25 protein-coding genes are annotated in these 22,308 nt (G+C 50.7%); 1 reads left to right on the top strand and 24 read right to left on the bottom strand.

Annotated features, from left to right (window positions below; translation table 11 throughout):
• Positions 1-131 precede the first annotated feature (131 nt).
• The 17 genes from E1757_RS08220 to E1757_RS08140 all read right to left on the bottom strand — a co-directional run bounded on the left by E1757_RS08220 (position 132) and on the right by E1757_RS08140 (position 12,024).
• Positions 132-788: an HAD family hydrolase gene (locus E1757_RS08220; protein WP_133226516.1), complete on the bottom strand. Its 657-nt coding sequence runs from the start codon at positions 786-788 to the stop codon at positions 132-134.
• Positions 739-1,158, bottom strand: a complete 420-nt coding sequence (locus tag E1757_RS08215; RefSeq protein ID WP_246079076.1) for a nucleotidyltransferase family protein — start codon at positions 1,156-1,158, stop codon at positions 739-741. Before E1757_RS08215 ends, E1757_RS08220 begins: the two co-directional genes overlap by 50 nt.
• Before the next feature lie 39 nt (positions 1,159-1,197).
• Positions 1,198-1,869, bottom strand: coding sequence for a ribose-5-phosphate isomerase RpiA (gene rpiA, locus E1757_RS08210; protein ID WP_133226512.1), 672 nt, complete (start codon positions 1,867-1,869; stop codon positions 1,198-1,200).
• 46 nt (positions 1,870-1,915) lie between these two features.
• On the bottom strand, positions 1,916-2,389 hold the full coding sequence (locus E1757_RS08205; protein WP_133226510.1) for a GNAT family N-acetyltransferase: 474 nt from the start codon (positions 2,387-2,389) through the stop codon (positions 1,916-1,918).
• Between the two features lie 33 nt (positions 2,390-2,422).
• Positions 2,423-2,911: an NUDIX hydrolase gene (locus tag E1757_RS08200; RefSeq protein WP_133226508.1), complete on the bottom strand. Its 489-nt coding sequence runs from the start codon at positions 2,909-2,911 to the stop codon at positions 2,423-2,425.
• Positions 2,912-2,936: 25 nt separating this feature from the next.
• Positions 2,937-3,923, bottom strand: coding sequence for a serine hydrolase domain-containing protein (locus E1757_RS08195; RefSeq protein WP_246079075.1), 987 nt, complete (start codon positions 3,921-3,923; stop codon positions 2,937-2,939).
• 85 nt (positions 3,924-4,008) lie between these two features.
• A complete protein-coding gene (locus E1757_RS08190; RefSeq protein ID WP_133226506.1) occupies positions 4,009-4,428 on the bottom strand; it encodes an NUDIX hydrolase in 420 nt (139 codons plus the stop codon).
• Positions 4,429-4,575: 147 nt separating this feature from the next.
• Positions 4,576-5,073: an NUDIX domain-containing protein gene (locus E1757_RS08185; protein ID WP_165972003.1), complete on the bottom strand. Its 498-nt coding sequence runs from the start codon at positions 5,071-5,073 to the stop codon at positions 4,576-4,578.
• A gap of 318 nt (positions 5,074-5,391) precedes the next feature.
• Positions 5,392-5,982 (bottom strand): TVP38/TMEM64 family protein, encoded by a 591-nt coding sequence (locus E1757_RS08180; RefSeq protein ID WP_133226502.1) that lies wholly within the window; start codon positions 5,980-5,982, stop codon positions 5,392-5,394.
• A gap of 66 nt (positions 5,983-6,048) precedes the next feature.
• Complete coding sequence (locus E1757_RS08175; protein ID WP_133226500.1) at positions 6,049-6,573, bottom strand: P-loop NTPase family protein; 525 nt, start codon at positions 6,571-6,573, stop codon at positions 6,049-6,051.
• Positions 6,574-6,594: 21 nt separating this feature from the next.
• The gene (locus E1757_RS08170; RefSeq protein ID WP_281282481.1) at positions 6,595-7,086 is read right to left on the bottom strand and encodes a PCYCGC motif-containing (lipo)protein; all 492 of its coding nucleotides are present in this window, start codon (positions 7,084-7,086) and stop codon (positions 6,595-6,597) included.
• 108 nt (positions 7,087-7,194) lie between these two features.
• Entirely contained in the window at positions 7,195-7,557 is a 363-nt protein-coding gene (locus E1757_RS08165; protein WP_133226498.1) for an NUDIX hydrolase, read from the bottom strand.
• A 169-nt stretch (positions 7,558-7,726) separates the two neighbouring features.
• Complete coding sequence (locus E1757_RS08160; RefSeq protein WP_165972002.1) at positions 7,727-8,902, bottom strand: MFS transporter; 1,176 nt, start codon at positions 8,900-8,902, stop codon at positions 7,727-7,729.
• Positions 8,903-9,112: 210 nt separating this feature from the next.
• Complete coding sequence (locus E1757_RS08155) at positions 9,113-9,454, bottom strand: GIY-YIG nuclease family protein (protein WP_133226494.1); 342 nt, start codon at positions 9,452-9,454, stop codon at positions 9,113-9,115.
• 27 nt (positions 9,455-9,481) lie between these two features.
• Positions 9,482-10,237, bottom strand: coding sequence for a DUF2087 domain-containing protein (locus E1757_RS08150; protein ID WP_133226492.1), 756 nt, complete (start codon positions 10,235-10,237; stop codon positions 9,482-9,484).
• Positions 10,238-10,430: 193 nt separating this feature from the next.
• Positions 10,431-11,669 (bottom strand): MFS transporter, encoded by a 1,239-nt coding sequence (locus tag E1757_RS08145; protein WP_246079074.1) that lies wholly within the window; start codon positions 11,667-11,669, stop codon positions 10,431-10,433.
• A 58-nt stretch (positions 11,670-11,727) separates the two neighbouring features.
• Positions 11,728-12,024: a Rieske (2Fe-2S) protein gene (locus tag E1757_RS08140; protein ID WP_133226490.1), complete on the bottom strand. Its 297-nt coding sequence runs from the start codon at positions 12,022-12,024 to the stop codon at positions 11,728-11,730.
• A 213-nt stretch (positions 12,025-12,237) separates the two neighbouring features.
• Here E1757_RS08140 and E1757_RS08135 point away from each other — a divergent pair, with 213 nt between their 5' ends.
• Positions 12,238-12,534 carry a hypothetical protein gene (locus E1757_RS08135; protein WP_246079073.1) on the top strand — a complete coding sequence of 99 codons (297 nt, stop codon included), beginning with the start codon at positions 12,238-12,240 and terminating at the stop codon, positions 12,532-12,534.
• Positions 12,535-12,713: 179 nt separating this feature from the next.
• Here the strand turns inward: E1757_RS08135 and E1757_RS08130 are convergent, their stop codons facing one another.
• From E1757_RS08130 to E1757_RS08100, 7 genes are all read right to left on the bottom strand, one after another.
• A complete protein-coding gene (locus E1757_RS08130) occupies positions 12,714-14,213 on the bottom strand; it encodes a sulfatase (protein WP_133226488.1) in 1,500 nt (499 codons plus the stop codon).
• Positions 14,210-15,517, bottom strand: a complete 1,308-nt coding sequence (locus tag E1757_RS08125; protein WP_133226486.1) for a sulfatase-like hydrolase/transferase — start codon at positions 15,515-15,517, stop codon at positions 14,210-14,212. The genes E1757_RS08130 and E1757_RS08125 overlap by 4 nt, the downstream gene beginning before the upstream one ends.
• A 219-nt stretch (positions 15,518-15,736) precedes the next feature.
• Positions 15,737-17,128, bottom strand: a complete 1,392-nt coding sequence (locus E1757_RS08120) for a sulfatase family protein (RefSeq protein ID WP_246079072.1) — start codon at positions 17,126-17,128, stop codon at positions 15,737-15,739.
• Positions 17,125-18,663 carry an ABC transporter substrate-binding protein gene (locus E1757_RS08115; protein WP_165972001.1) on the bottom strand — a complete coding sequence of 513 codons (1,539 nt, stop codon included), beginning with the start codon at positions 18,661-18,663 and terminating at the stop codon, positions 17,125-17,127. The genes E1757_RS08120 and E1757_RS08115 overlap by 4 nt, the downstream gene beginning before the upstream one ends.
• A gap of 142 nt (positions 18,664-18,805) precedes the next feature.
• Complete coding sequence (locus tag E1757_RS08110) at positions 18,806-19,597, bottom strand: response regulator transcription factor (protein ID WP_133226480.1); 792 nt, start codon at positions 19,595-19,597, stop codon at positions 18,806-18,808.
• A 17-nt stretch (positions 19,598-19,614) separates the two neighbouring features.
• On the bottom strand, positions 19,615-21,441 hold the full coding sequence (locus E1757_RS08105; protein WP_133226478.1) for a sensor histidine kinase: 1,827 nt from the start codon (positions 21,439-21,441) through the stop codon (positions 19,615-19,617).
• 18 nt (positions 21,442-21,459) lie between these two features.
• On the bottom strand, positions 21,460-22,302 hold the full coding sequence (locus E1757_RS08100) for a carbohydrate ABC transporter permease (protein WP_133226476.1): 843 nt from the start codon (positions 22,300-22,302) through the stop codon (positions 21,460-21,462).
• Positions 22,303-22,308: the final 6 nt, after the last annotated feature.

Below are 22,308 nucleotides of genomic sequence, written 5' to 3'. Positions count from 1 at the left end.
ATCGTTTGCAGATGAAGCCCCTCCCCTTTAATGAGCTTGAATTTTAATAAATGAAGCTAATATTTAATGTAATTAACTATCTAGGAAGCATTTCAACCAACCCGCACTGCTCCTTTCCGCAAGCAGCTTGTTCAACCGCTTTTAAACCGGCCGACAAGCGCAGCCGTATCGATTTCCCTGAAATCGTAAATAATCCAATCACATTCGCTCAAGTCTTCCTGCACATGGTCCAGTCCTCTGTAGCCCACACAGCTCATGCCCGCACGCTTGGCCGCAGTCATCCCGTTAAAGGAATCCTCGAATACGATACATTCCTCCGGTTCCACACCAAGACGCCTGCTCGCGGTTAAATAAATATCCGGATGCGGCTTGGACTGTGCAGCATCCTCATCGCACACGCAATGGCGGAACAGCGCGTGCAGTTCAAACATCTCCAAAACCGCATTCATCCGCCTTCTGGAAGCGCTTGTCGCCAAAGCTGCAGGCAGACCGTGCTTGGACAAATCCATGAGCAGCTCGCGCACGCCGGGAATCAGTCCGATCTCGGTATACATCGCAATCTCCCGCTCCACATCGTACATACCGATGAGCTCCGCGACGGATTGCCGCAAATGAAACTGCTCCTTTACCTTTGCCCAAAACTGCCGCGAGCTCAAGCTGCCCCAGGTCTGGATTTGCTGGATCGTCAAGCCGCAGCCAAGCGCATTCGCCGATTCACACAACAGCTGAGAAGCAGCCTTATGCGAATCGATAATGACACCGTCCATGTCGAAAATAACCGCTTTCACCACAGCACCGCCTTCTATAAAATTTCCAGCCGGGGCCAAATCGCTTTCCAATTTTTGTTCTGTTCCGAATGTGCATTCTCGCCTGATTTTTGACCGACCAAATCGATCTGCCGGTTTGTTCGTTTAATTGCCGCTCGATGATTTTCTCGAACTGCTCGCTCATTTCTTCAAGATCGTAGTAGATGACGTCGATATCGTTTAACGGCGTCCGCTCCTCGTATCCGTGCAGCCTGTCCCAAACGCAATTCCGCACATAGCCCGCGGCGACATGCACGTCGGGTAGCTGAAGGCTCCTGAGCAGGGCCAAATCCTCCATTATCTCGTTATTGCTTCGAATCAGCTGCAGCAGCCTGTCCATGTATGCAGTCAAAATAACGTTTCCCCTCATCCCGCAAACGTCCTGACCGACTCAGCGGCTATTTATTATTTTCACGGTTCCGTCGTTATAGCCGACCACAACTTGATGCGCCATTTGGACGAACAATCCGTTATCCACGACGCCCGGGATCATATTTAACTGCAGATGGAGCTGTGCCGGATCGGCAATCGGTCCGAACGAGCAATCCGCAATCCAGTTTCCGTTGTCCGTTATAAATGGCTCCCCGTTTGCCAGCCGTATTTGCGGTTTTCCCTGCAGCCGCTCAAGCCTGCGGATGGTCAAATTCGCGGCAAAAGGGACGATTTCAACCGGCAGCGGAAATGCTCCTAAACGCTCGACCCGCTTGGATTCGTCGACGATAATGATCAGCCGCTTGCTGTTGGCAGCCAAAATCTTCTCTCGCAGCAGCGCGCCGCCGCCGCCTTTGATCAAATTCAAATCAGCGTCCACTTCATCGGCGCCGTCAATTGTCATATCGATTTCTTCCAGCTCCGAGAACGGGATGAGCGGGATGCCCAGCTGTTTGGCTAAATCCTCCGATTGGATGGAGCTGGCGACTGCGCGGATGCGAAGACCTTCCGATACTTTCTCCGCCAGACTGCGGATAGCCCAGTACGCGGTAGAGCCGGTGCCCAATCCGACGATCATGCCGTCGTTAATATGTTCGACCGCTTGTTCTGCGGCCAGCTGCTTTGCGTTCATCGGTGTCTCTCCTTCGCTGATTCACTTGGTTAAGCCCGCTGCCAGGCTATAGAGGTTTGCGCATTTTGATCCCGACAAGCTGATTGCCGTCATGATCCTGGGCCTGCTTGATGTCATACGGCTTGAATCCCATTTTATCATAGAGGAATAGAGCTTTCGTATTCGTGTTATGGCAAACTAACAGAAGCTCCTTCATCCCTAGCTCGCTCGCGGCTCGATTCGTCATCGTTTCGATTAAATAAGCGGCCGCCCCCTGGCCCCGGTATACCGGATTGATAATGACATTCCCAAGCCAGCAGCACTCCCCCTCCTGGACATCGTACAGGCAGCTGTAGCCTGCAAGCTCGCCGGACCGTTCGATGACAGTAGGAAGCTTCCTCGTTTGCGAAACTGCAAACAGCTGTTCCGGGTCCAACGGAAATGAGCCTTTTGGAAACATGTAGAATGACTCCTGCTTATTAACCGGGAATGCCGCGATTGCTGTAAAATCCTTCTTTTTCGCATCTCGATAAGAATACATCCTAACCCGCCCCCCGAAAATGAAATTATATGATTACCCGTTGTCGATCTGCTTTAAATAAAACTTAATCCCCGCCCGATCAACATTTGAAAATTGCAAAGGATCGCGCACCATCATAACCGAAAGCTCCTTTACACCGATCCATCGGATATCCGAAGTTTCATCGCCTTTGCGGACAAGCTCGCCCTCCGCTTTGCAGCGGAAATAATAGCCTACGGAATCGATGGGCCCGTGAACGGTTTGATAAGCGGCAAACGGCTTCAAACATTCGACCGCGAATTCTGGACTGATGTCGGATGTGTCCACTCTTGTCTGCTCGCCTTCGATTTCCGTAAGCTCGAGCCCCGTCTCTTCCATTACTTCTCTCCTTAATGCCTGTGTCAATGGCTCGTAAGGCTCGATTCTTCCCCCGGGCAGCTCCAGCTTCAGCGGCTCATTCGGTTTATTTCTCGTCTGGATGACTATTTCGGTATCATCGTTCAATTGCCGTTCAATTATCGCTCTGGCATTAACGAAAAACATGCTCATCCTCCATTCTCTCAATTCTTCAAAATTTGACAATCAAATGCCGGATAGCTCGAAACAGGTTATGCGAATTCGCTTTTTCATAATTCCATAGCATAATGACGTTCAGCCGCTGCTCCGGAAACTGCCAAATCTCCGATTTAAAGCCATGGGTGCCGCCGCCGATCAGCCGAAATCCGCTGCCTATAAACCATCCGTAGCCATATCGAAGCGATGGGTCAAAATCTGTAACTGCATAAGGCGTTAACATACTTTTCATTGATTGCTGCGATAATACTTTTCCGTCCAATAAGGAATCGCACCACAGATTTAAGTCCCCGACCGTAGAATAAAGCTCTCCGGGGGCGTCGACAGCCGCCAGCTTGTCATGATCCGCGTGAATATAGACGCCGTCCTCCAACGTATGTCCATAGGCTCGTCCGGGATTGATCTTGATCGGATTGTCCACGCCTGTGTGCTTCATCCCCAAAGGCTGAAAAAATAGCCGGCTTAATGTTTCTTCAAAGGTTAATCCGGATATTTTCTCCAATATGTATCCCATCATAATATACCCGGTGCTGCTGTAATGCCATTTCACTCCCGGCTTGTACAGCTGCTTCAGTCCTGCCAAATAGGGAAGAAACAGACCGTTCTCCAGCTTCAGCCTGCTTATTTCAAAGCGAACATGGGGGACTGCATAAATATCGGAAAGACCGGATGTATGGCTCAACAAATGGTGAATCGTGATACCCGAATCGATTTCTTTCAGCTCATCCACATATTGACCCGGATGATCGTGCAGCTTCAATAAACCTTGTTCATTATATTTTAAAATGGCTGCGGCGATAAACATCTTCGTTACGGATGCGATATGAAATTTGGTATGCTTCGTATTGGGCACATGAAGCTGCATGCTGGCCATGCCAAATGATTTTTCATACAATACTTTATTGTGTCTGGTAATCAGCATAGACCCGCTTAAATAATGCTCCCGCTCATAGCGCTCGATAATTTGCTCCAGCTCTTTCAATAGCTCGCCTCCACTTCAAAAAACACCGGTAAAAATTCAGCTTGGACCGCTTAATGCTCCTGCATATTGTCGATCCGTTGCCTATCTATCTATTTCCTTCAAAAGTATACACCGATGAAGCATGCAGCATCGCCTCAAGCTGGCCCTCATAATAGGGCATCAGGCTGACGACTTCGTCCGGGCTGACCCAACAAATCTCGGAAATTTCGTCCGGATACTGAATGTGAATAGTGCCCCCGGTAATTTCGGTCCGGAAAATAATAAACAACACATGCTCCTGCTGCTTCTCGAAAAAACATTCCCGTATACCTGCAATATGTTCGATAGCTACCGTAAGTCCTGTTTCTTCATACGTCTCCCTGATGACCGCCTGCTCCAAGGTTTCTCCTTGTTCAACCGCCCCTCCAGGCAAAGACCAGCGGTTCGAATCTTGGTTGTACACTACCAATATTTTCCGATCATCCTCGTTGTAAATAAGCGAATAAGCGACCTTAACGTTCTTCATCCCAACATCCTTTCCCAATCCGATTCAAGTGATTGCTTCCTCAGTTTACATGTATCATTCGTGCCGTCAGGGACCTTTTCCTCTATTTTACTCAATGGAGCCTAATAAGCGTTCGCTGCCCAGGCGGTCTTTCGGCATTTCCAGCACCTAATCAATAAAAGGAGTTCCCTGAAACGCTCTAAAATGTCCTAACACCTCCTGCTGATGTTCACGCCAATAGCCCGGTTCGATCTGCGGCAGTGCATTGAGCGAAAAAAAGGCGGCGTCCACCGTCTCGTCGGTCGATTGCGCAATAGTGCCGGACCAGCGGTCCACCCGGAATAAAAACTCACAGCCTTGATACGCGTCGCCATAACTATTGACGACCGAATGCTTCGGCCCAGAGTATAAGGCGATGAATGTCGCCTGATGTACCTCGAGTCCGGTTTCTTCCCTCACCTCGCGCTGCAGACAATCGTAAATCGATTCGTCCAGCTCGATCCCTCCCGCCGGCAGCGCCCATTGACGGCTGCCCCGTCGCTTAATAAACAACAGCTGCCCCAAGTCGTTCAAAATTAAGGCGCGAATCGACGGTATGATCAATTTGCGATGCCCCACAGCCTGACGAAGCTGGCCTACATATGAATCCCAAAAGCTTTCCGGCATTAAACCATCCTCCTTTAATTTGCTGCACCCTTTCATCCATTTTATTCCACTCGCCGCGAGATAAAAAATAGGAAAAAGACATCGTTTCATTCTCAAAATGAGAACGGTTGCAAGGTTGAGTCCCCGATAGCATAACTCGCCCTGAGCCATCCTCCAAGCCTTATCCCCGTTTAATCGACAGCCTTCTCAGGCCCGTTGCATCGCGTCTCCAAGCGATCGGCATTTTTACAAGCTTCGGACTCGGAGTCCCCTAACACATACTAAAAAGACCCGAATTCGCGCCGCGGCGGCGCAATCGAGTCCTTCATCCCTATAGAGCTATCGGGTGTATCGCGATTCAAGTTTCCGTCCCATAAACCAGATCAATACAAGCAGGATGCCGATTGCGGCCATTTTCCAAGGCTGATTGAGCAGGTTGCCCAGATCATGTCCGGCGACAGCAACCATCAGGATCATGATGGCTTTGCCGAGCGCGGTTGCAATTAAAAACACTTTGGCCGGCAGCTTGGAAACGCCCGCTACAATGTTCACGAAAGCGGACGGCGTAAACGGAAAGCAGGCGAGCACGAATATCGGGGTAAAGCCGTGCTGCTCGACCCAAACGATAAATTTTTGCGATCGCGGATATTTACGTTCGACGAAACTGCGAAAGCGGCTGCCGAATTTCCGGAAAAACAAAAAAACGCAGAAAGCTCCGGCTACAACACCGATCCATGAGAGCAAGGCGCCTTCCCAAATTCCGTATGCATTCACGTTGGCGACAATGATCGCAATTAACGGCAGTATAGGCACGATCGATTCGATGAACGTCGCCAAAACACCCGGCACAGGGCCAAGCGCCTCAAACCGGAACAATAACAGCTCAATGTCTTCCCAGGTCAGCCCGGTCAGCTTGTCTATCCAGCTCATACGGATGGGTCACCTTTTCTTTAATCATTTTTCAAATGAAGCGCCGGCTTAACCGAACATGATCACTTATACGGACTTTGCGGCCGTTACGTTTCCGAAACGACTGCGAATATGGACGTCCATGTCTTCCCTGCTTCGTACGATGTATCGTTTTGCGCTATGCTCGCTTGTAAGCTCCAGCGTATCGGCAAGATCGAATCCATGATTCCATTTGACGATCATCTTCCATAGATTCCGGACCGACTGCTTGTAATTCCAAGGCTCGATGCCGGTCCGGCTGCGGAAAAACCTCCGCAGAATCCGGTAATCCCTAACCAACACATGCGGATGCAAAATAAAGATGAGATCGGCCATAGCAAAGCTCTCGAGTCCCCACGCGGAGTGAACCCCTTCGATAATCCATGCGTCTTTATTCATGATTTCCAGTAACATGGCATTTCGCTCGGCTTCGGGACGTCTGCGGTTTTCGGGAAAAGTTCTATCCCATACTAGGTTGTCCATTTCGTAGAAAGGGATTCCGTAGCGCATCGAAAGCATCATGGCCGCGCTGGACTTTCCGCTGCCGCAGGAACCGATGATCCGGATTTTCATAGACGTCCCCCTGATTCAGCGTTACACAGGCATCGGCGTAGGTGTCGGTTTGGCGAAGCCGCTTTTATATTTACCGTCGATGTAATCCCGAATCTCTTTATCCGATAGCCCGTCCTTGTTCAATCTGGCCGATTCGACTGCGATATTAAGACATACGCCGCATCTCGTTCCATGATCATCCCATACGACGGACCCGTCCTGATTGATTTCCTTGATGAAACAATTTTTGTTGCTTTGATGGCCGACGCTTTCCCCGCAGCCGCAATAACAAGGGATATGCTGCAGCAGCTTGGCATGAGTGCCGGCTATTTGATACACAAGACGGATCTCCTCGCGCTGATTTTTCAGAAATTGCGGAAGCTCCTGCAGCGAGGCGGTTTTCTCCTGCAAATCGCCTTGTGCATGCTCCGCCGCCGCATGTCCTGTGTGCGCAGTTTCTTTGGCGGAAGTGCATGCTGTCAAGGCTGCCGCCGTTAGACCGACCAATAAAGTTTGGGCAAAAAGCTTCTTCAAATCGTCACCTCAATATGAAAATTTAAAAATAGTGTGTACTTGTATTATATACCTCCCCGCATTCCATTTCATCTTTTGACAAGCATCTGTTAATCCGTCACGCTTGAATTATATGAGCCTCATCGTTTCAAGAAAAGGTCTTGTATAAGCGTCGAACTTGTCCGTATCATGCAGACCGATCCAGGCGGCTTCCACAATATCCTGATTATGCTCCTGGCTCTTGTCTACAAACAGCTCGCCGCCCACAATCTCGGCGCTGAAGGTGTATTTATCGTTATGCAGGTGAAGCAGCTCAATCAGCCTGACGTCATAGCCGGTCTCTTCCTTAACCTCCCTGATGCACGCCTGCTCGGGCGATTCGGAAGGTTCGATACCGCCGCCGGGATAATTCCAGACGATGTCCCCTCTCTGCACATATTGCTGTACCATCAACACTTTGCGATCCTGGATAATGACGGCTTGAGCGATCATTTCGTCCCTCTTCTCTGGTTATTAGACTTCAATTTGCAAGTCCATACGGATACAGCGCTACCGCCGACCGCGACAACCGGGCTTCCGAACGGGAGCTCTGCCCGAATCCGGTTCATGCCAATGCCCGGCTTCAATATCCGGGAAAGTTTCCGTAACATTCACCGTCGTCTTAAGAGCTCCCTTCGATTTTATTGTATCCGACCGGCTTGCTTCGGGTCATCCACCCGCCTAACAGCAGCAGCAGGCCGCTTGCCCAAAAAATCGCGGTTATACCTGCCACCCCGCCGATCGACCCGAAAACGAGCGGAACGATAAATTGCGAAGCCCTGTTGAACGTAATGCGCAGCCCAAGCACCTCTCCCCGCCGTTCAAGCGGACTTACCTGAATCGTGTAGGACAGGCTGAGCGGTTGTCCGAGCCCAAGTCCGGCTCCAAGAATAGCGATCAGTACGGTCAGTACGACAGCGAGCGGAATGGAGGGCGTCATAATATAAATAGCTCCGCTTATATACAGCGCCCAGGTAAGTACGTTCATTCTGCCGAAACGCCGCACCAGGTAAGGCTGCGTCATCCGGATAATCATCGATGCGGCGCCCATAATCGACAATATAATGCCGATCATCGAAGGGCTCAAATTCATTTTCTCCCCCAGCAATGGAAAATAAGCCGCAAATATTTCGCGGTTCGACAGCATGAGTCCGCTGATGATTACCGCGTTGCGTAAATCCCGCTGCCTCAACATATTCCAAATGCTGCCTCCGTTGGAGCTGTCCGCCGGTCCGTCGGCTGCGGCGTCGTCCCCCTTGGCGATTTCCCAGGAGCTCCGCGTGACCAAATGCACGATAACGATGGCAATGAAGCAAAAAACGGCATTTATCATGTACGAGAACCGGAAATCGTAATGCTCGTACAAAAAAGTGCTCATCGCCGGGCCGACCATCGCGCCAAGCGATCCGGCAAGACTGAAGGTCGCGATTCGCTTCTCAATGTTATCCGTCGTGCCGATTCTTTTTTGCATGGCCACCACTTGAAAGGTAAACGCGACACCCATCATTCCTTGGGAAAATACGAACGTGAGAAAATGAGGGTACGCCACAGGCGCGATCAACGCGATCAGCAGGCCGATCCCGCCCAAGGATACGAGTCTGCGGATTCCGTAACGATCGATCCATTTTCCGATATGAATCGCCAGAAAAGCGGGCAAGAAAGCGAATATAGCAACGATAATGCCAATTTCGAGCGGCGTCGCTCCGAGCTTGGATGCGTACAGTGATACAACCGGTTTCGTTCCGGCAACGATCATCTGATTAATAACGCTTATCGCATAGATGATGTAAATGATCAAGTGCAACGCCTGCCTTATACTTATGTAATCGAACAGTAACATTATAGATCGTAATTGGCAGCATGACTACAACAATGTTTACAATTATTTAATGCGGCGACTCGATCGCTGTCCGTATACAAACGAAAAACCCGCGCTCGTCCGCAGGTTTTCTTCCATTTGTCATATCCCGGTTTTCTATTATTTAATCTCATTAATTGTTTATGCCATTTAGTTGTATCCGCGCATCCCGTACGGTTGCACTTGTTGAAGCCATTTGTCCTCCAGCTTTTTGAGCGCATCCTTTTCGTCGAAATAGCCGGTTTCTTTGCGGGCGAGCACTTCCAACGTTTCAATGACAAACGCATCGGCGCCGTATTCGTTCCATTCGTTTTGCAGCTGACGGTTCAGGTGGGTGCCTGCCTTCAACGCAAATGTTTTGCCGTTTAACGTTTTCAGGTTTTTTGTGCTGCCGATAAAGACTTTGTTATTGACCGTATTTCTGATTTGAAAAACGCCGGCTTCGGTTTTGATCTCCTTATATTGCTGCACCAGCTCTTTTCTGCGATTCATGCCTATCTTCTCCTTCTCCGAAATTGATTATGCTTTCAGCCAATATTCGCTGCCGTCCGCCTTGCGGTCCATAAATCCGTAATCGATTAAATATCTCCGCAGTGTGACGAAATCCGAATATACGCCGCCTAAAATTTGATTGATTTCTTTTTCATCGTAAACTTGCCCGGGGTTGAATCTTTTGACGATCTCACGGAGCACGACCAGCTTATGCTTCTCCCTTCTGGAAAAAGCTTTAAGCGGGCCATCCGTTCCTTCGGGAAAATATTTATTCAATATTTGCTCCTTTTCTTCCCGCGTCACATTATAACGCTCATCGACCATCGTCGCCGACTTATGGATATCAAGGAAGGCCGGGGCATGGCTGTCCTTTTCCTTCAACAGCTCCATCATGGCCAAATATACTTTCGCCTGGCGTTCTTTTTCCTTCAAGGCAAAGCGATGATTTCTGATGGTCGAAGCACTGCCGATTCCGAGCTCCTTCTGTACTTCGGCATCGCTTTTCCCTTGAAAAAACAGGCGCAGCAAACTATTTTGATGGTCGGTAAGTCCTGTCAGTTTTTTATCCAGATGGATCAAATATTCAAATACGGACCGGTGAGCCCGTTCGATGTGTACGCGCACAAATCTTTCGGCCTCGTAAAGCGTGCCTTCATCCGAATAAATAATTCCTTGTTCGAAGCTTTTGCCGCAAAGCAAACAGAACCAATGGTCCCCTTCACGTTGATAGCCGCTTTTCAATTCCTCAAGAGACGCGCTCCAAAAACGATCCGATACTTCCATGATGCAAACACATCCTTAATACGTTTATATTACTATAGACATAGTATATGTTTGTTTATTAAAAGTCAACCAAGGATAGTTGCGCGATACCTGTGATGGGATCGATGTAGAGCCTTGTTCGGGTTCATTCTGCTTGATATCGGACACAAAAACGGCACACCCTAACGATAGGATGCGCCAGTGCACAATGGCACTATTTGCCGATTGAATTCGATGTACTCCGCAGCCTCCGTTCGCCGATCCGATGCCAGCCCCAAATCAGCAATGCGATCACGGTCATGCTCCCGCCGACTGCGCATACGCCGTTCCAGCCCCATAAGCTCCAAGCCAAGCTGCCCAGCGCCGAACCTATCGAACCGAACAGGAAGGTGGATACCATATAAACGGTGTTCAAGCGGCTTCGCGCCTCGGGAACGAGACTGTAAATTCGCGACTGGTTGGCAATTTGCCCTCCTTGAACACCTAAATCAAGCAGGAATACGCCGAGAATCAGACCCCACAGATGATTGCCGAACAGCCCGAAGCAGACGAACGAGAGCAGCGCGATAACGATAGCGAAGCCTATAATCGTTTTGCCGTCAAACCGGTCCGACAGTCTGCCGGAAAGCGGAGCCGCAAGCGCGCCCGCCACCCCGATCAAGCCGAACAATCCGGCAATTTCACTGCCGTAACGGTACGGCTCTCCTTCAATATAAAATACAAGCGTGGTCCAGAACACACTGAAGCTTCCGAACAGCATCGCCGCGATCATCGAAGCTTCGCGCAGCGTTCTCTGCTCCCTGATCAGCTTCCCGATGGACAGGACCAGCTCCTTGTAGTTCAACTGCGACTGCGGAAAGCTTTTTGGCAAAAAGTTTCTTACAATTACCGCCAGGATTATCATCATTCCCGCCGCGATCCCGAACATGGTGCGCCAGCCCCATGTTCCGCCGACGATCCCGGAGACGGTCCTCGCTAATAAAATACCGATGAGCAGTCCGCTCATGACCGTGCCGATCACTTTGCCCCGTTCGGCAGGCGGCGCAAGCTGCGCGGCAAGCGGGATCATCATTTGCGGGATGACCGTCGTAATGCCGACCAGCAGGCTTGCGACGCTGATCCATAGCAAGTTTTGCGCGGTCGCTACGCCGGCCAGCGAAGCGGCGACTGCTATGAGCAGCGTGCACAGCAGCTGCCGCTTCTCTCTCATATCGCCTAAAGGCACGAACAGAAACAGCCCCGCCGCATATCCGATCTGGGTCAGCATCGAGATGATGCCCACCTGCTTCGCCGTTACGTCAAATGTGCGCCCGATATCCGCCAGAAGCGGCTGGTTATAGTATAAGTTAGCTACGGTCATCCCGCAGGCTGTTGCCATAAACAAAATTAACCCTTTCGACAGACGCCGGCTCCGCTCGCCCGGCATTTCACTCGCAATGGAATTTGTCCCCAATTGGCTTCCCCCGTTTGTTTATCCTTATGTATTGCGATCTATTGGAAAGCGCTCCCAATCAATCTTGAAACTGCGCGATCAATTGGCCTTCCCGGGCAATGACACCGTAAGCATCCAAACGTTTGCCGGGTATATTCAAACAATCCCCCGTATGCGCATCAAAGCACCAGCCATGCATATAACAGACCAGCTCCCCATCCTCCGCCTCAATCAATGCGCCTGCGTGCGGACAAGCTCTGGACACGAGCCGATAGGACTCCTCATCCTTCAATAAATAATAGAACATGCGATCAATTTTAATTTCGTAGGGCAGCTCGGTTATTTCCGCTTCCATGCCTAGAATGACTTCTTTCAACTGACTTCCCTCCCATATGGTATAACGTGCTCCGAACAACATTCTCAGAATAGCAAGTTTGCTTCAATAATGCCAGCGGCATTTATTGCAGGCAGCCATTGCGAAATCTATTAAATTGAGAGAAAATTCCAATAAAAAGGTTGACTGCGAACAAATGTTTGCTATAATAGATTTATAGAACAAATGTTCCTATTTATGAGAGGGGTGCAGACAATGAAGGTTATGAATGCCAGATTTATTGAACGCGATTATTACAAAAATTTGATGATAGCGAACAGCGAGTTCATGTCCGAAAGTCAGATTGAAAAAATTTTGGATGCTGCCGATTCATATTGGCTTGATTTAACGTTTAAATTTTTCGATAACGGTTCGATGGTCATCATCGATAACCACACTGAGCTGCAGCTCTCTCTGCGCGATCTTAAAGGAGCGGCGTACGATTTTTATGTCAAGCAAAGAATCCGCATGATCCGCGCTAATTTGGAGGAGAAAATATTGCAAAGCGCATAATCGATACTTTTCGTCAACCAATTGCCAGCGTTAACCGCTGTATTTCATACTACTGATATAGCCATTCACCCGGTTTATTTTTCGTCTTCCGCACTTCTCCGCGAGCCTTCTTGAAACAGAAGAAAAACCGCGTCAAACGCGGTTTTTCGCTCACGGTTTTTCCATTCATATAATTCTGTTTAATTTTTGCCGCTACGCCCGTTTCCTTCCTGCCGCAGTCCCAATCTTTCGTATTGCTCCGGAGGAGCATCATGCTCCTTCATGAGCAGCTCTATATAATCCATCATCTGCCTCTCGACGGCATCATCGCGGTAAGGATGCTCTTGCTGCGGATCAGTTGACAGGTCATACAATAAGTTCCCGTATTCGTGGGTCCGTATATAAGAAGCCGCCGGAATTTTTAATGTTCGAATGCCTTTCGTAAAGGAGAACGGCTCAGCCAGTTCCAGTTTCTGCAGCTCCGCAACCGCAAACATGTTCGCCATATGTGCGGGCATTAACGTATAGTTGTACAGCGGCGTATTATCCGATCGAACCGGGGCGCGCATATAGACATGCCTGCCATCGGTGCAGTTTACATGCCCACCGTGAATGCCGAACAGGACGGCCTTACGGAGCGGCTTATCGGATCGCATCGCTTCCGTCCAAGATACCCCCAGCATATCGGCCGGCACAGGACATCCGAAAAACTCCAGCAGAGTCGGCGCCAGGTCGATCAGCTGCGTGAGCGCGCCGCATCTGTCATTTTTTCGTCCTTCCCGCGGATCCCATAAGAATAAAGGCGTTTGCGCGATTTCATTGTAAAACGGCATCATGTTTTTGGCCCACCAATCATGCTCGCCCAGTAGCAGCCCATGATCCGTCGTAACGATGAGCATCGTATCATGCCACAGCTCATACTCGTCCATGATGTCCAGCACATGACCGAGGTAAGAATCGCACATGCTGAGCAGGGCAGCGTACTCGAGCCTGCAATGCTCCACTTCCTCGCTTGTTTCCTGCACGCGCTGATAGTTGGGCCAATCGAAATGTTTACCGGAATACGCATGCGGATACAAGTCCTTATAGGCTTGATGCGTGAAGAACGGCTCATGCGGATCGAACGCTTCGATTTGCAGCAGCCATCGATCCTCGTTCCGGTTAGTCCGGATAAATTCGATGCCTTTCGCGAACGTTTCGGATTGGGGATGAAGCTCCTCTTTCGCCATATATTTGCGGTTGATCCAATCTTGACGGAACAGCTGGGCCCGATAGCCGTCATAGCTGCCGACATGCTCGGGAATATCCGGGTCCGCTACTTCGCCCTTCCAAGGATCGCCTTCCTGGCCGCGGACGAATTCCCATGTAGTGTATTGGCTGTGATACGTCGCTCCGCCCGGCTCCCAATAATGGTAATGATCACTTACCAGATGAGAGTATACGCCTTGCTGTTTGAGGAGCGCCGGCAATGAGTCGTCGAACGGCTCCAGCGGCCCCCAGCTTCGGTGCAAAAAATTGTATCGCCCTGTGAGCATATCTCGTCTGGCCGGCATGCACGGCATGCTTCCGACCCAATTGTTGTCGAAAGTAACGCTATTTTGAGCCAATCTTGCAAAGTTCGGCGCATGAATCCAGTCGCAGCCATATGGAGGGAGCATATGCCTGTTCAGCGAATCGAACAAAAGGATGATCGCTTTCATCGGTTTCCCCCCTCCTTCAGCAGCGATTGATACCAGCCCTGTGCATCTTCCTCGAGCCTTTGTACAAGTTCCGGATATTGACCAGCCACATTAAATCGCTCCCCCTGATCCCGTTCCATGTCGGAAAGATGCAGCGTGTCGGCCGCTTTCCGATTGAAGTCCAGCTTGCCGTTAATGACGAGCTTCCACCTTCCTTCGCGCACAGCCAATTGATCGCCGTATTCCCAAAAGAGCTGCCGGTGAGGACTTGGAGCCGCCTCGCGAATTGTGCTGCACAGACTTTTTCCGTCCGGTTCAAAGGGCTCTGAAGAAATGCCGGATAACTCTAATAAAGTTGGAAACAGATCCATCATGGCGCACACTTCGTCCTGAACTTGTCCCCCGGCGAAGCCTGAAGGATAACAAAGAATGGCAGGTTCGCGGATGCCGCCGTCGAACAAGCTGGCTTTATGACCGCGGAATCGGCCCGCGCTGCCGCCGTAGTACAAATCCTCCGTTCCGTCCAGCCAGTTGCGCGATTCTGTAGACGGACCGTTATCGCTGGAAAAGAAAATGATCGTATTTTCATAAATACCTTTCCGTTTCAGCGTTCCAACGATATCGCCGACTCCATCGTCGACAGCCGAGATCATCGCTGCCATCAATTTGCGGTCCCACGGCAACTCCGGGTATCTTGCTTCATATTGCTTTGGAGCATGCATCGGGTAGTGCGGGGCATTGTAGGCCACATATAGAAAAAACGGCTGTTCGTCGGGCAACGCCTCAATATAATCGACCGATTTGCCAGTGATCAGTTCGGTCATGTACTGACCGTTTTCCCATACCTCCGTCTCGTTATGCCACAGATCATGCACCGGGTTGACCCCCGCCGCTTGTTCCCAATAAAAAATATGCGAGTAATAGTCGATACAGCCTGCCCGAAAACCGAAAAACTCGTCAAATCCGTGAGCGTTCGGACCGTGCTCGGCCGATGCGCCCAGATGCCATTTGCCGAATAGCGCGGTTCGGTAGCCATTTTCTTTAAACGCTTTTGCCAGCGTAGGCTGCTCAAGCGGAAGTCCGGCCGTTCCCCGTTTTCCCCCCAATATATGACTAATGCCCGCCCTCGCCGGATATTTCCCTGTCAACAGCGATGCGCGGGAGGGAGAACAGACGGGAGAATTGCTGTACCAATTCGTAAACCGTATGCCATCATCCGCAAGCCGGTCCACATGCGGAGTTCGGACGACATCTGAACCGTAGCAGCCTAAATCCCCGTATCCAAGATCATCGCAATAAAATATGATTATATTCGGTCGTTTCATATACCCTCCAAATGCGTTCATATTTTCCCCGTCAGATTGGCGCTCACGGAAGCTGATGCACGAGTTGAGCCTAAGCCGACATATAATTCCGTTGACGCGGCGGCGTCCTCCTTCCGTGCGGCTCACTTTCATGCATGAGCCGACAGAAGCACATAATCCCTGCTTCTGCAGGGATTATAGTGTCATGCAGTATCCATCGCATAAGCCGTAGCGGACTAGCTAGCACCGTTGAATCGGACCTGCCGAAACATCGGCCCGCCGCTCTTCAATCGATACGCAGCGCTGTCCTCCGGGTCTCGAAGCAGCCGGTTCTATAATGACGGCGGATTCGCCGGCTTCCGACATACGCTTCATTAATCGTTCCCGTAAATCGTCGGAGACGCTTCGGTAGCTGTCCATCCCTGCCAGATTAGTCAGCTCGTAAGGATCGGCAGCCAGGTCGTATAAGCACTGCTCCTCGTAGCGATCGGAGCCCGCATCGGCCCAACCGTCGCGATCCGGCGCATGTACGCTGTATTTCCATCGCTCTGTACGGATCGCCCGGGCTACCTGGGATTCGCTGATTTGGACGAACACATCAGACGGCCATTCCATCTTCTCCCGCCGGATGAGCGGCATAACGGATCTTCCCTGCATCAACTCCGGCACCGGAATGCCTGCAGCATCGAGCAGAGTGGGCGGCAGGTCGATTAGGCTGACCAACTGGCGGATTTGCCCGCCGTTCAGCCGACCGGGCCCTAACAGAGCCGCCGGAATCCGAATCGAGCTTTCATGGCAGGACCGCTTATATTCGCCGTTCCGCGTCTTGAAGTGGCATCCGTGATCGGACGTGAACAAGACGAGGGTGCGCTCCTGCAGCCGCAAGCTTTTCAACGTATCCAGCAGCCGCCCTAATGCCTCATCCAGACGTTTCACCATCCCGTAATAGCCGCCCAGATGCTGCGGCGAGGTGCCGCCCAGCGCCTGCAGATCGGGCGGCGTCCATCTGCCCGCATACATCTCCTCATAGCCGTCGGGCGTCGGATAATTGTCCGTATGATTTTGATGATGCGGCTCCAGATAGGATAAGAACAAGAAAAACGGCTCGGCCTGATGTTGGTCGATATAGCGGATAGCCGCATCGGTTTGCGCATCTACCCGGTATCCGGGCAGCTTCACTTCCCGATTGTCGTTATCGTACAAAACCGTGTCATACGCGTCGGATGAAAATTCCAGAAGATTGGCTGCCAGCCATTCTTCATACCCGCCTCTCTCCTCCTGCGGCACAGGCTCGTGTCCGGCTAAATGCCACTTGCCGATATAGCCGGTCGTATATCCGGCATCCTTGAAATAATGAGCAAGCGTCCGGGTCTGCCTGGGCAGCGGGATGCTGTTGCGGTAACAGCCGCTGGCCGTTGCATACAGTCCGGTCTGCAGACACGATCTGGCGGGTCCGCACACCGGCTGGCACGTAAAGGTGTTGTACAAATGAGTCCCGTTCCGGGCCATCCGGTCAAAATGCGGGGTCAAGCCAAGCGGATTGCCATGAACGCCGGTCGTATCCCATCGCTGCTGGTCGGTGAAGAAAACAATTACATTCAGTTGATCCGCCATCATTTTTGCTCCTGTCATTTTTTTACCGCTTCATAGTCCTTTGCGGTGTAATCCTTTTTCGGGTCCCAATTGGAGAAGCTGAAATCGCCGGGCTCGACTTTGACGCCGCTCTGCTTCATCTTATCCAAACCGTCCTTGAAGCCTTTGGTCATCTTTTCGTTGTACTGCTTCAGAGCCGCGTCAGGGTCTTTCTCCGCTCCGGTAATGATGGCCTGCAATATTTCATTGAAGCTCGGTTTAATTTTCGGCTGACCCATTCCGCCGATTTCGACAAGCACTTTTACGACTTCCGGGTTGCGCACCAGCGGGTCCGGACGAAGCCGCAGCAAATCTTGATGAAGCTTGGCGAACGTCTCGTACTCCGGATACGGATATTTGGATTTATCCGCGTTCAGCTTCTCGATCGGGGACAGCGCAACGCCGCTTTTCATAAACCGCTCGTAGAACAGGTCGGAGGCCAACCCTTCTTCGATAAATTTGCCTACGGCCTCGGGGTATTTCGTCTTATCGTTAACCATGAAGCCCGAATTGGTCGCTAATGTATGATGCATAATCATCGGCTCGCCGGTTGGCGTCGGCAGCGGGGCCATTCCGAATTTTGCATCCGGCGTATCCCGCTTGATCAACCACATTCTCCAACGCCCGTCGAACAGGAAGGCCGCTTTTCCTTGTCCGAACAGCGCTCCCGCCTCCGGATGCTTCAAGTTGTACGCCGAAGGCAAAATGCTGCCGTCCTTCTTCAAGTCGAGAATAAATTTGACCGAATCGGATATCGCCTTCGAACCATATGTGTAGGCGCCGGTTTTATAGTTGAAGCCGTTGATGCTGGCTTCGAGGTTGTTGATACCGGCCGCGAATCCGGTTACGGTGTTCGTTGCATAACCGTTTTCAGCCATGGCGAATACCGCTCCGAAAATGTCGCCTTTGCCTTTTTCCGTCACCGTCTTCGCCATGCTTCTCAGTTCATCCCAAGTTTTCGGCGGCTTTTCCGGATCGAGCCCGGCATTTTTCAGCACATCCTTATTGTAATAAAGCAGTTGATTAAGCTGCGGACCGAAGATCGGCCACGTATACGTTTTGCCCCCGATCACGTTTACGCCCTCGGCGAACGCGCCGTCATAGAACTGCTTTTTCCACGCATCCGATACCAATCCGTCAAGCGGCCGAATCCATTTGGAGGCTACGACCTGCTGGAAGTCGATATTTTGCGGCAAATTAAAAATATCCGGCAAATCATTGGACGTTACGGCCGCCTGGATCGCGGTATTGTATTCCGCCCATGGCATATATTTCATCTCGACGCGGATGCTGCCTTTATATTTTTCGTTAAAAATTTTGACCATTTGCTGACCGGGACTTTCATCGCCCTTCATAAAATCATGCGGGCCCCACACCCGGAGTACCACTTCCTTACCCGGCTGCTGGCTTGCGCCTCCCGCATCGCCTTTCGATTTACCGCCGCCGTCGCCGCCTGAGCCGCTGCAGCCGGCCAATACGGAAGCTGCGAATGTCGCGGCCGTTATGGCGGATATCGTTCTTCGTTTGAGCTTCATTACCATACTCCCCCTCTAATTAATTTCGCCATCAGCCGCAGCTACAAGATGCTTGCACATCATACCACAGGCTGTGACATCATTGTAACCGCTAACAATTAGAGGCTAAAGGAGCGGTTTATTACTTTCAGGTGTCGATTTCTTACTCCGCCCAGTCTGCCAAACCTTCTTCGCGGGCATGGGATCGCCGGTATTCGCTAGGCGTCATGCCGATCTCGCGTTTGAACTGCTTGCTGAAATGCTTGTCGTCCCAATAGCCGACTTGTCTGGCGATTTCGGATACTTGCAGCTCCTGGCGGCTGATGAGCAGCTGCCGGGCGACCTGCAGACGAATTTCCGTTACGTATTGCACATAGCCTTTTCCCGACTCCTGCTTAAAAATACGGCTCAAATAAGATGGATTGAAGCCTGTTTGATCCGAAATGACGGATATGGATAAATCGTCCATATACCTGAGCCGCGCTTTCTCCCGCATCATGTTTACGATCTGATCCCCCCGGCGAAGCTCCGTTTCCTTGAACGATTCTTCCGGGCAAATCTCGACCGACACTGCGGATTGCTCAGCCAGCTTTCGCTCGAGTCTTTCCAATACTTCCGCAATTTCATTACGGTCCACCGGCTTGAGCAAATAATCATATACACCGTAACGGATCGCCGTTTTGGCATAGTCAAACTCATGATGGCCCGAGATCATGACAACCGGCAGGCTCCAACCCTCCTCCCGCATTTGCCGGACCATGTCAAGCCCATCGAGCCCCGGCATGCAAATGTCTGCAAACACCACATCGACCTGCCGATCCCGAATCGCCGACAGCCCATGCAGCCCGTTATCCGCGGTGCTTACGACGCGGAAGCTCGGACGCACCTTATGGATGATTTTGGCCATCGCTTCACACATCCAGGCCTCATCGTCTACAACCAGCACCTGATACATGCCGCACCTCTTTCCTCCTATGGATACCGTTCGAGAGGAACGCTTAATTCCACTACAGTGCCCCGACCCCAGCTGCTGTCGAAGAAGATGGAGCCCTTCTCGCCATAATGCATACTGAGCCGCTGTCTTACGTTCAACAAACCGATGTGTCCGGTCAATCCGGTCAGACGGTCGTCAGACGAATTCTCCTGTTTCTTCAGCTGAGCATGAAGCTCAGCCAGCCGTTCTTCCTTTAGCCCGATACCGTCATCCGTTATCCGTATGATCAACGCTTCCTGGCGCGCTGTAATATGTATCCAGATATTTCCTTGACCCATCTTCTGCCCCAGTCCGTGATTCACGCAGTTTTCGACAATCGGCTGGACGATCAGCTTGACGACTTTGACATTATTGAGAAGAGGCGGAACGTCGACATGAAACTGTATTTTTTCGCGAAACCGGTATCGGATAATTTCCATATACGCCTCTACATGGTCCAGCTCCTCGGCCAGACTGGCGTAATGATTCGGACTGATGCTGTATTTGAACATGTTGGCCAAACATTTGCTGATAACGGATATTTCTTCGACCTCGTTAACTTCGCCAATGCAAGTTATCGTATTTAATGTATTGTACAAAAAATGCGGATTGATCTGTGCCTGCAAAGCCTTCAGCTCGGCTTCCTTATGCAGCATGTCCAGCTTCAATTCCCTGAGCCCCGACAAATATATTTCTTCGCGCATCCGCTCGAGCTCGCCGACCATCCGGTTGAAGCGTCTGCCGAGGCGCCCGATTTCATCTCCGCTCCCCACCTCCACCGCTGCGGCGAAATTGCCGCTTTCCACCTCTCGCATATTATGTTCCAGCAGCTTCAACGGCTTCGTAATCGCCTTGGATAAAACAATCGATAAAAACGCGATAAGAACCGTAGCCAGCACGACGATCATATACAGCATGAAACGCACATTTTTAATGCCGCCGGCAATTTCCTCGAAAGGCACCACGCCGATAATTTTCCAGCCCGTCGAAGCCGAAGTATGAAAGCTGACCATCATTTTGACGCCCTGATCGGGAACGATCAGATGTCCGTTATCTTTTTTCAGCCTCTCTTTAAAAGAAGGAAGATTCACAAGCCCTTCGGGAAACTTGCCGGATGGACTGACCCTCTGTCCGTCAAGCGTCATCATAAAGACGTAGCCGGTTTTGCCCAATTGAATATTTTTGCTCATAAACGAAATGACGTCGGGATTAAAATTAATCAGCAGCGTCCCCCGGTCCTGGCCCCGGTTAAAATCAAAAATCCGTCCCGCATAGCTGACCGCCGGCTGACCGTCCACATAATCCTGCTCCCTCACCGGATACAAGCGGAACTGCTTGTTCTTCATAATTTCTTTGTACCAGGGCTGCTGCGAAAAATGATAATCCGTTTTCATCAAACGATTTTCCGCATTTCCATAGACAGTCAAACCGTTGTCGTTAATCATATAGATGCCTGACAAATAGCTGCGCAGGTTGCCAATGGACCAAAGCAACTTGCGTATTTCCGCATACGTCTGAATTGTGAATAGATCGTCCGACTGCTCCTTCATATCCAAAAAATTAATTGTTGCCTCGCCAAACCGGACCATATTCGCCAACCGTTCCGTTTCCAGCATAAATGAACTGAGGCTGCTGTCGACCTGCTTCAAAATTTCCGCCGTATTCGCACCCAGTTCTTCCTCCAACGCTTTGGAAGCGCTATCATGGAACGTAACAGCCGACACGATGAGCGGAATCAAACTAACCAGGCAAAAGACGATGAACAGCTTTTTGACGACGCTTGCTCCATGTAAGGCCCGCAACGTCCAATCCTTGATCGCTCTCACCGGACAACACCCGATTCATTACCCTTTGACCGAACCTGCGATCCCTTCCACAAAATAACGCTGAAACAACAGGAAGATTGCGATAATCGGCAGCAATGACAAGCTTGCGGCGGCGGCCATCCCCGTGTAATCGATACTATGCTCCCCAACGAATTGATACATCCCCACTCCCAACGTCCTCAGGTTTTCTTTACCTAAAGTAAATACTAATGGAATAAGGAAAGAATTCCAAGTCCACATAAACTGCATAATGGCAGTCGTCGCGATGATCGGTTTTGACAGCGGCAGCATAATTTGAACGAACGTCCGAATGAAGCCGCAGCCGTCCATTTCGGCCGACTCCTCAAGCTCTTTGGGCAACCCGCGGAAATGGGTCATAAATAACAAAATGAACAGCACATGCGCACCGCCGGATTCCGCCAATACGACGCCGAGCAGCGAATTATTAAGGCCAATCGCATTGATCAGCGAATAAATCGGGATAATGGTAAAGCCTTTGGGCATAAACATGGTCGCCGTAACCGCGGATACGAACAAGATCCGGCCTCTAAACCGGTATCGGCCCAATGCATAGCCGGTCAAGGAACAGAGCAAAATGACCAGCGCTACCGTAAACAGCGTGACGAAAACCGTGTTGAAAAAGTAGGTCGAGAAATTGGCGGTATCCCACGCCCGGACATAATTTTCAAATTGCAGCTTTGCCGGCAGCAGCGTCAGTCCACCCGTCAAATATTCCGAATTCGTTTTGAGCGATGAGGCAACCATCCATATAAACGGATAAATCCATACAATTCCGATGGCTGTGAGAAGCGTATGCAGTAGCGCCTTGGGCAATCTTTGTTTCATTTTATGCTGAAGCATAGCCTT

The sequence above is a fragment of the Paenibacillus piri genome (assembly GCF_004354045.1).
In the GTDB taxonomy this organism is placed as follows: domain Bacteria; phylum Bacillota; class Bacilli; order Paenibacillales; family NBRC-103111; genus Paenibacillus_S; species Paenibacillus_S piri.
Note: the sequence above shows the minus strand (reverse complement) of the source record. Positions and strands in the feature narration are given on the sequence as shown.

Coding starts and splice junctions, on each gene's coding strand:
- rpiA (WP_133226512.1), bottom strand. CDS start 1,869: ATGAACGCAAAGCAGCTGGCCGCAGAACAAGCGGTCGAACATATTAAC.
- E1757_RS08205 (WP_133226510.1), bottom strand. CDS start 2,389: ATGTATTCTTATCGAGATGCGAAAAAGAAGGATTTTACAGCAATCGCG.
- E1757_RS08200 (WP_133226508.1), bottom strand. CDS start 2,911: ATGTTTTTCGTTAATGCCAGAGCGATAATTGAACGGCAATTGAACGAT.
- E1757_RS08190 (WP_133226506.1), bottom strand. CDS start 4,428: ATGAAGAACGTTAAGGTCGCTTATTCGCTTATTTACAACGAGGATGAT.
- E1757_RS08185 (WP_165972003.1), bottom strand. CDS start 5,073: ATGCCGGAAAGCTTTTGGGATTCATATGTAGGCCAGCTTCGTCAGGCT.
- E1757_RS08180 (WP_133226502.1), bottom strand. CDS start 5,982: ATGAGCTGGATAGACAAGCTGACCGGGCTGACCTGGGAAGACATTGAG.
- E1757_RS08175 (WP_133226500.1), bottom strand. CDS start 6,573: ATGAAAATCCGGATCATCGGTTCCTGCGGCAGCGGAAAGTCCAGCGCG.
- E1757_RS08165 (WP_133226498.1), bottom strand. CDS start 7,557: ATGATCGCTCAAGCCGTCATTATCCAGGATCGCAAAGTGTTGATGGTA.
- E1757_RS08155 (WP_133226494.1), bottom strand. CDS start 9,454: ATGAATCGCAGAAAAGAGCTGGTGCAGCAATATAAGGAGATCAAAACC.
- E1757_RS08150 (WP_133226492.1), bottom strand. CDS start 10,237: ATGGAAGTATCGGATCGTTTTTGGAGCGCGTCTCTTGAGGAATTGAAA.
- E1757_RS08135 (WP_246079073.1), top strand. CDS start 12,238: ATGAAGGTTATGAATGCCAGATTTATTGAACGCGATTATTACAAAAAT.
- E1757_RS08130 (WP_133226488.1), bottom strand. CDS start 14,213: ATGAAAGCGATCATCCTTTTGTTCGATTCGCTGAACAGGCATATGCTC.
- E1757_RS08125 (WP_133226486.1), bottom strand. CDS start 15,517: ATGAAACGACCGAATATAATCATATTTTATTGCGATGATCTTGGATAC.
- E1757_RS08120 (WP_246079072.1), bottom strand. CDS start 17,128: ATGACAGGAGCAAAAATGATGGCGGATCAACTGAATGTAATTGTTTTC.
- E1757_RS08115 (WP_165972001.1), bottom strand. CDS start 18,663: ATGAAGCTCAAACGAAGAACGATATCCGCCATAACGGCCGCGACATTC.
- E1757_RS08110 (WP_133226480.1), bottom strand. CDS start 19,597: ATGTATCAGGTGCTGGTTGTAGACGATGAGGCCTGGATGTGTGAAGCG.
- E1757_RS08100 (WP_133226476.1), bottom strand. CDS start 22,302: ATGCTTCAGCATAAAATGAAACAAAGATTGCCCAAGGCGCTACTGCAT.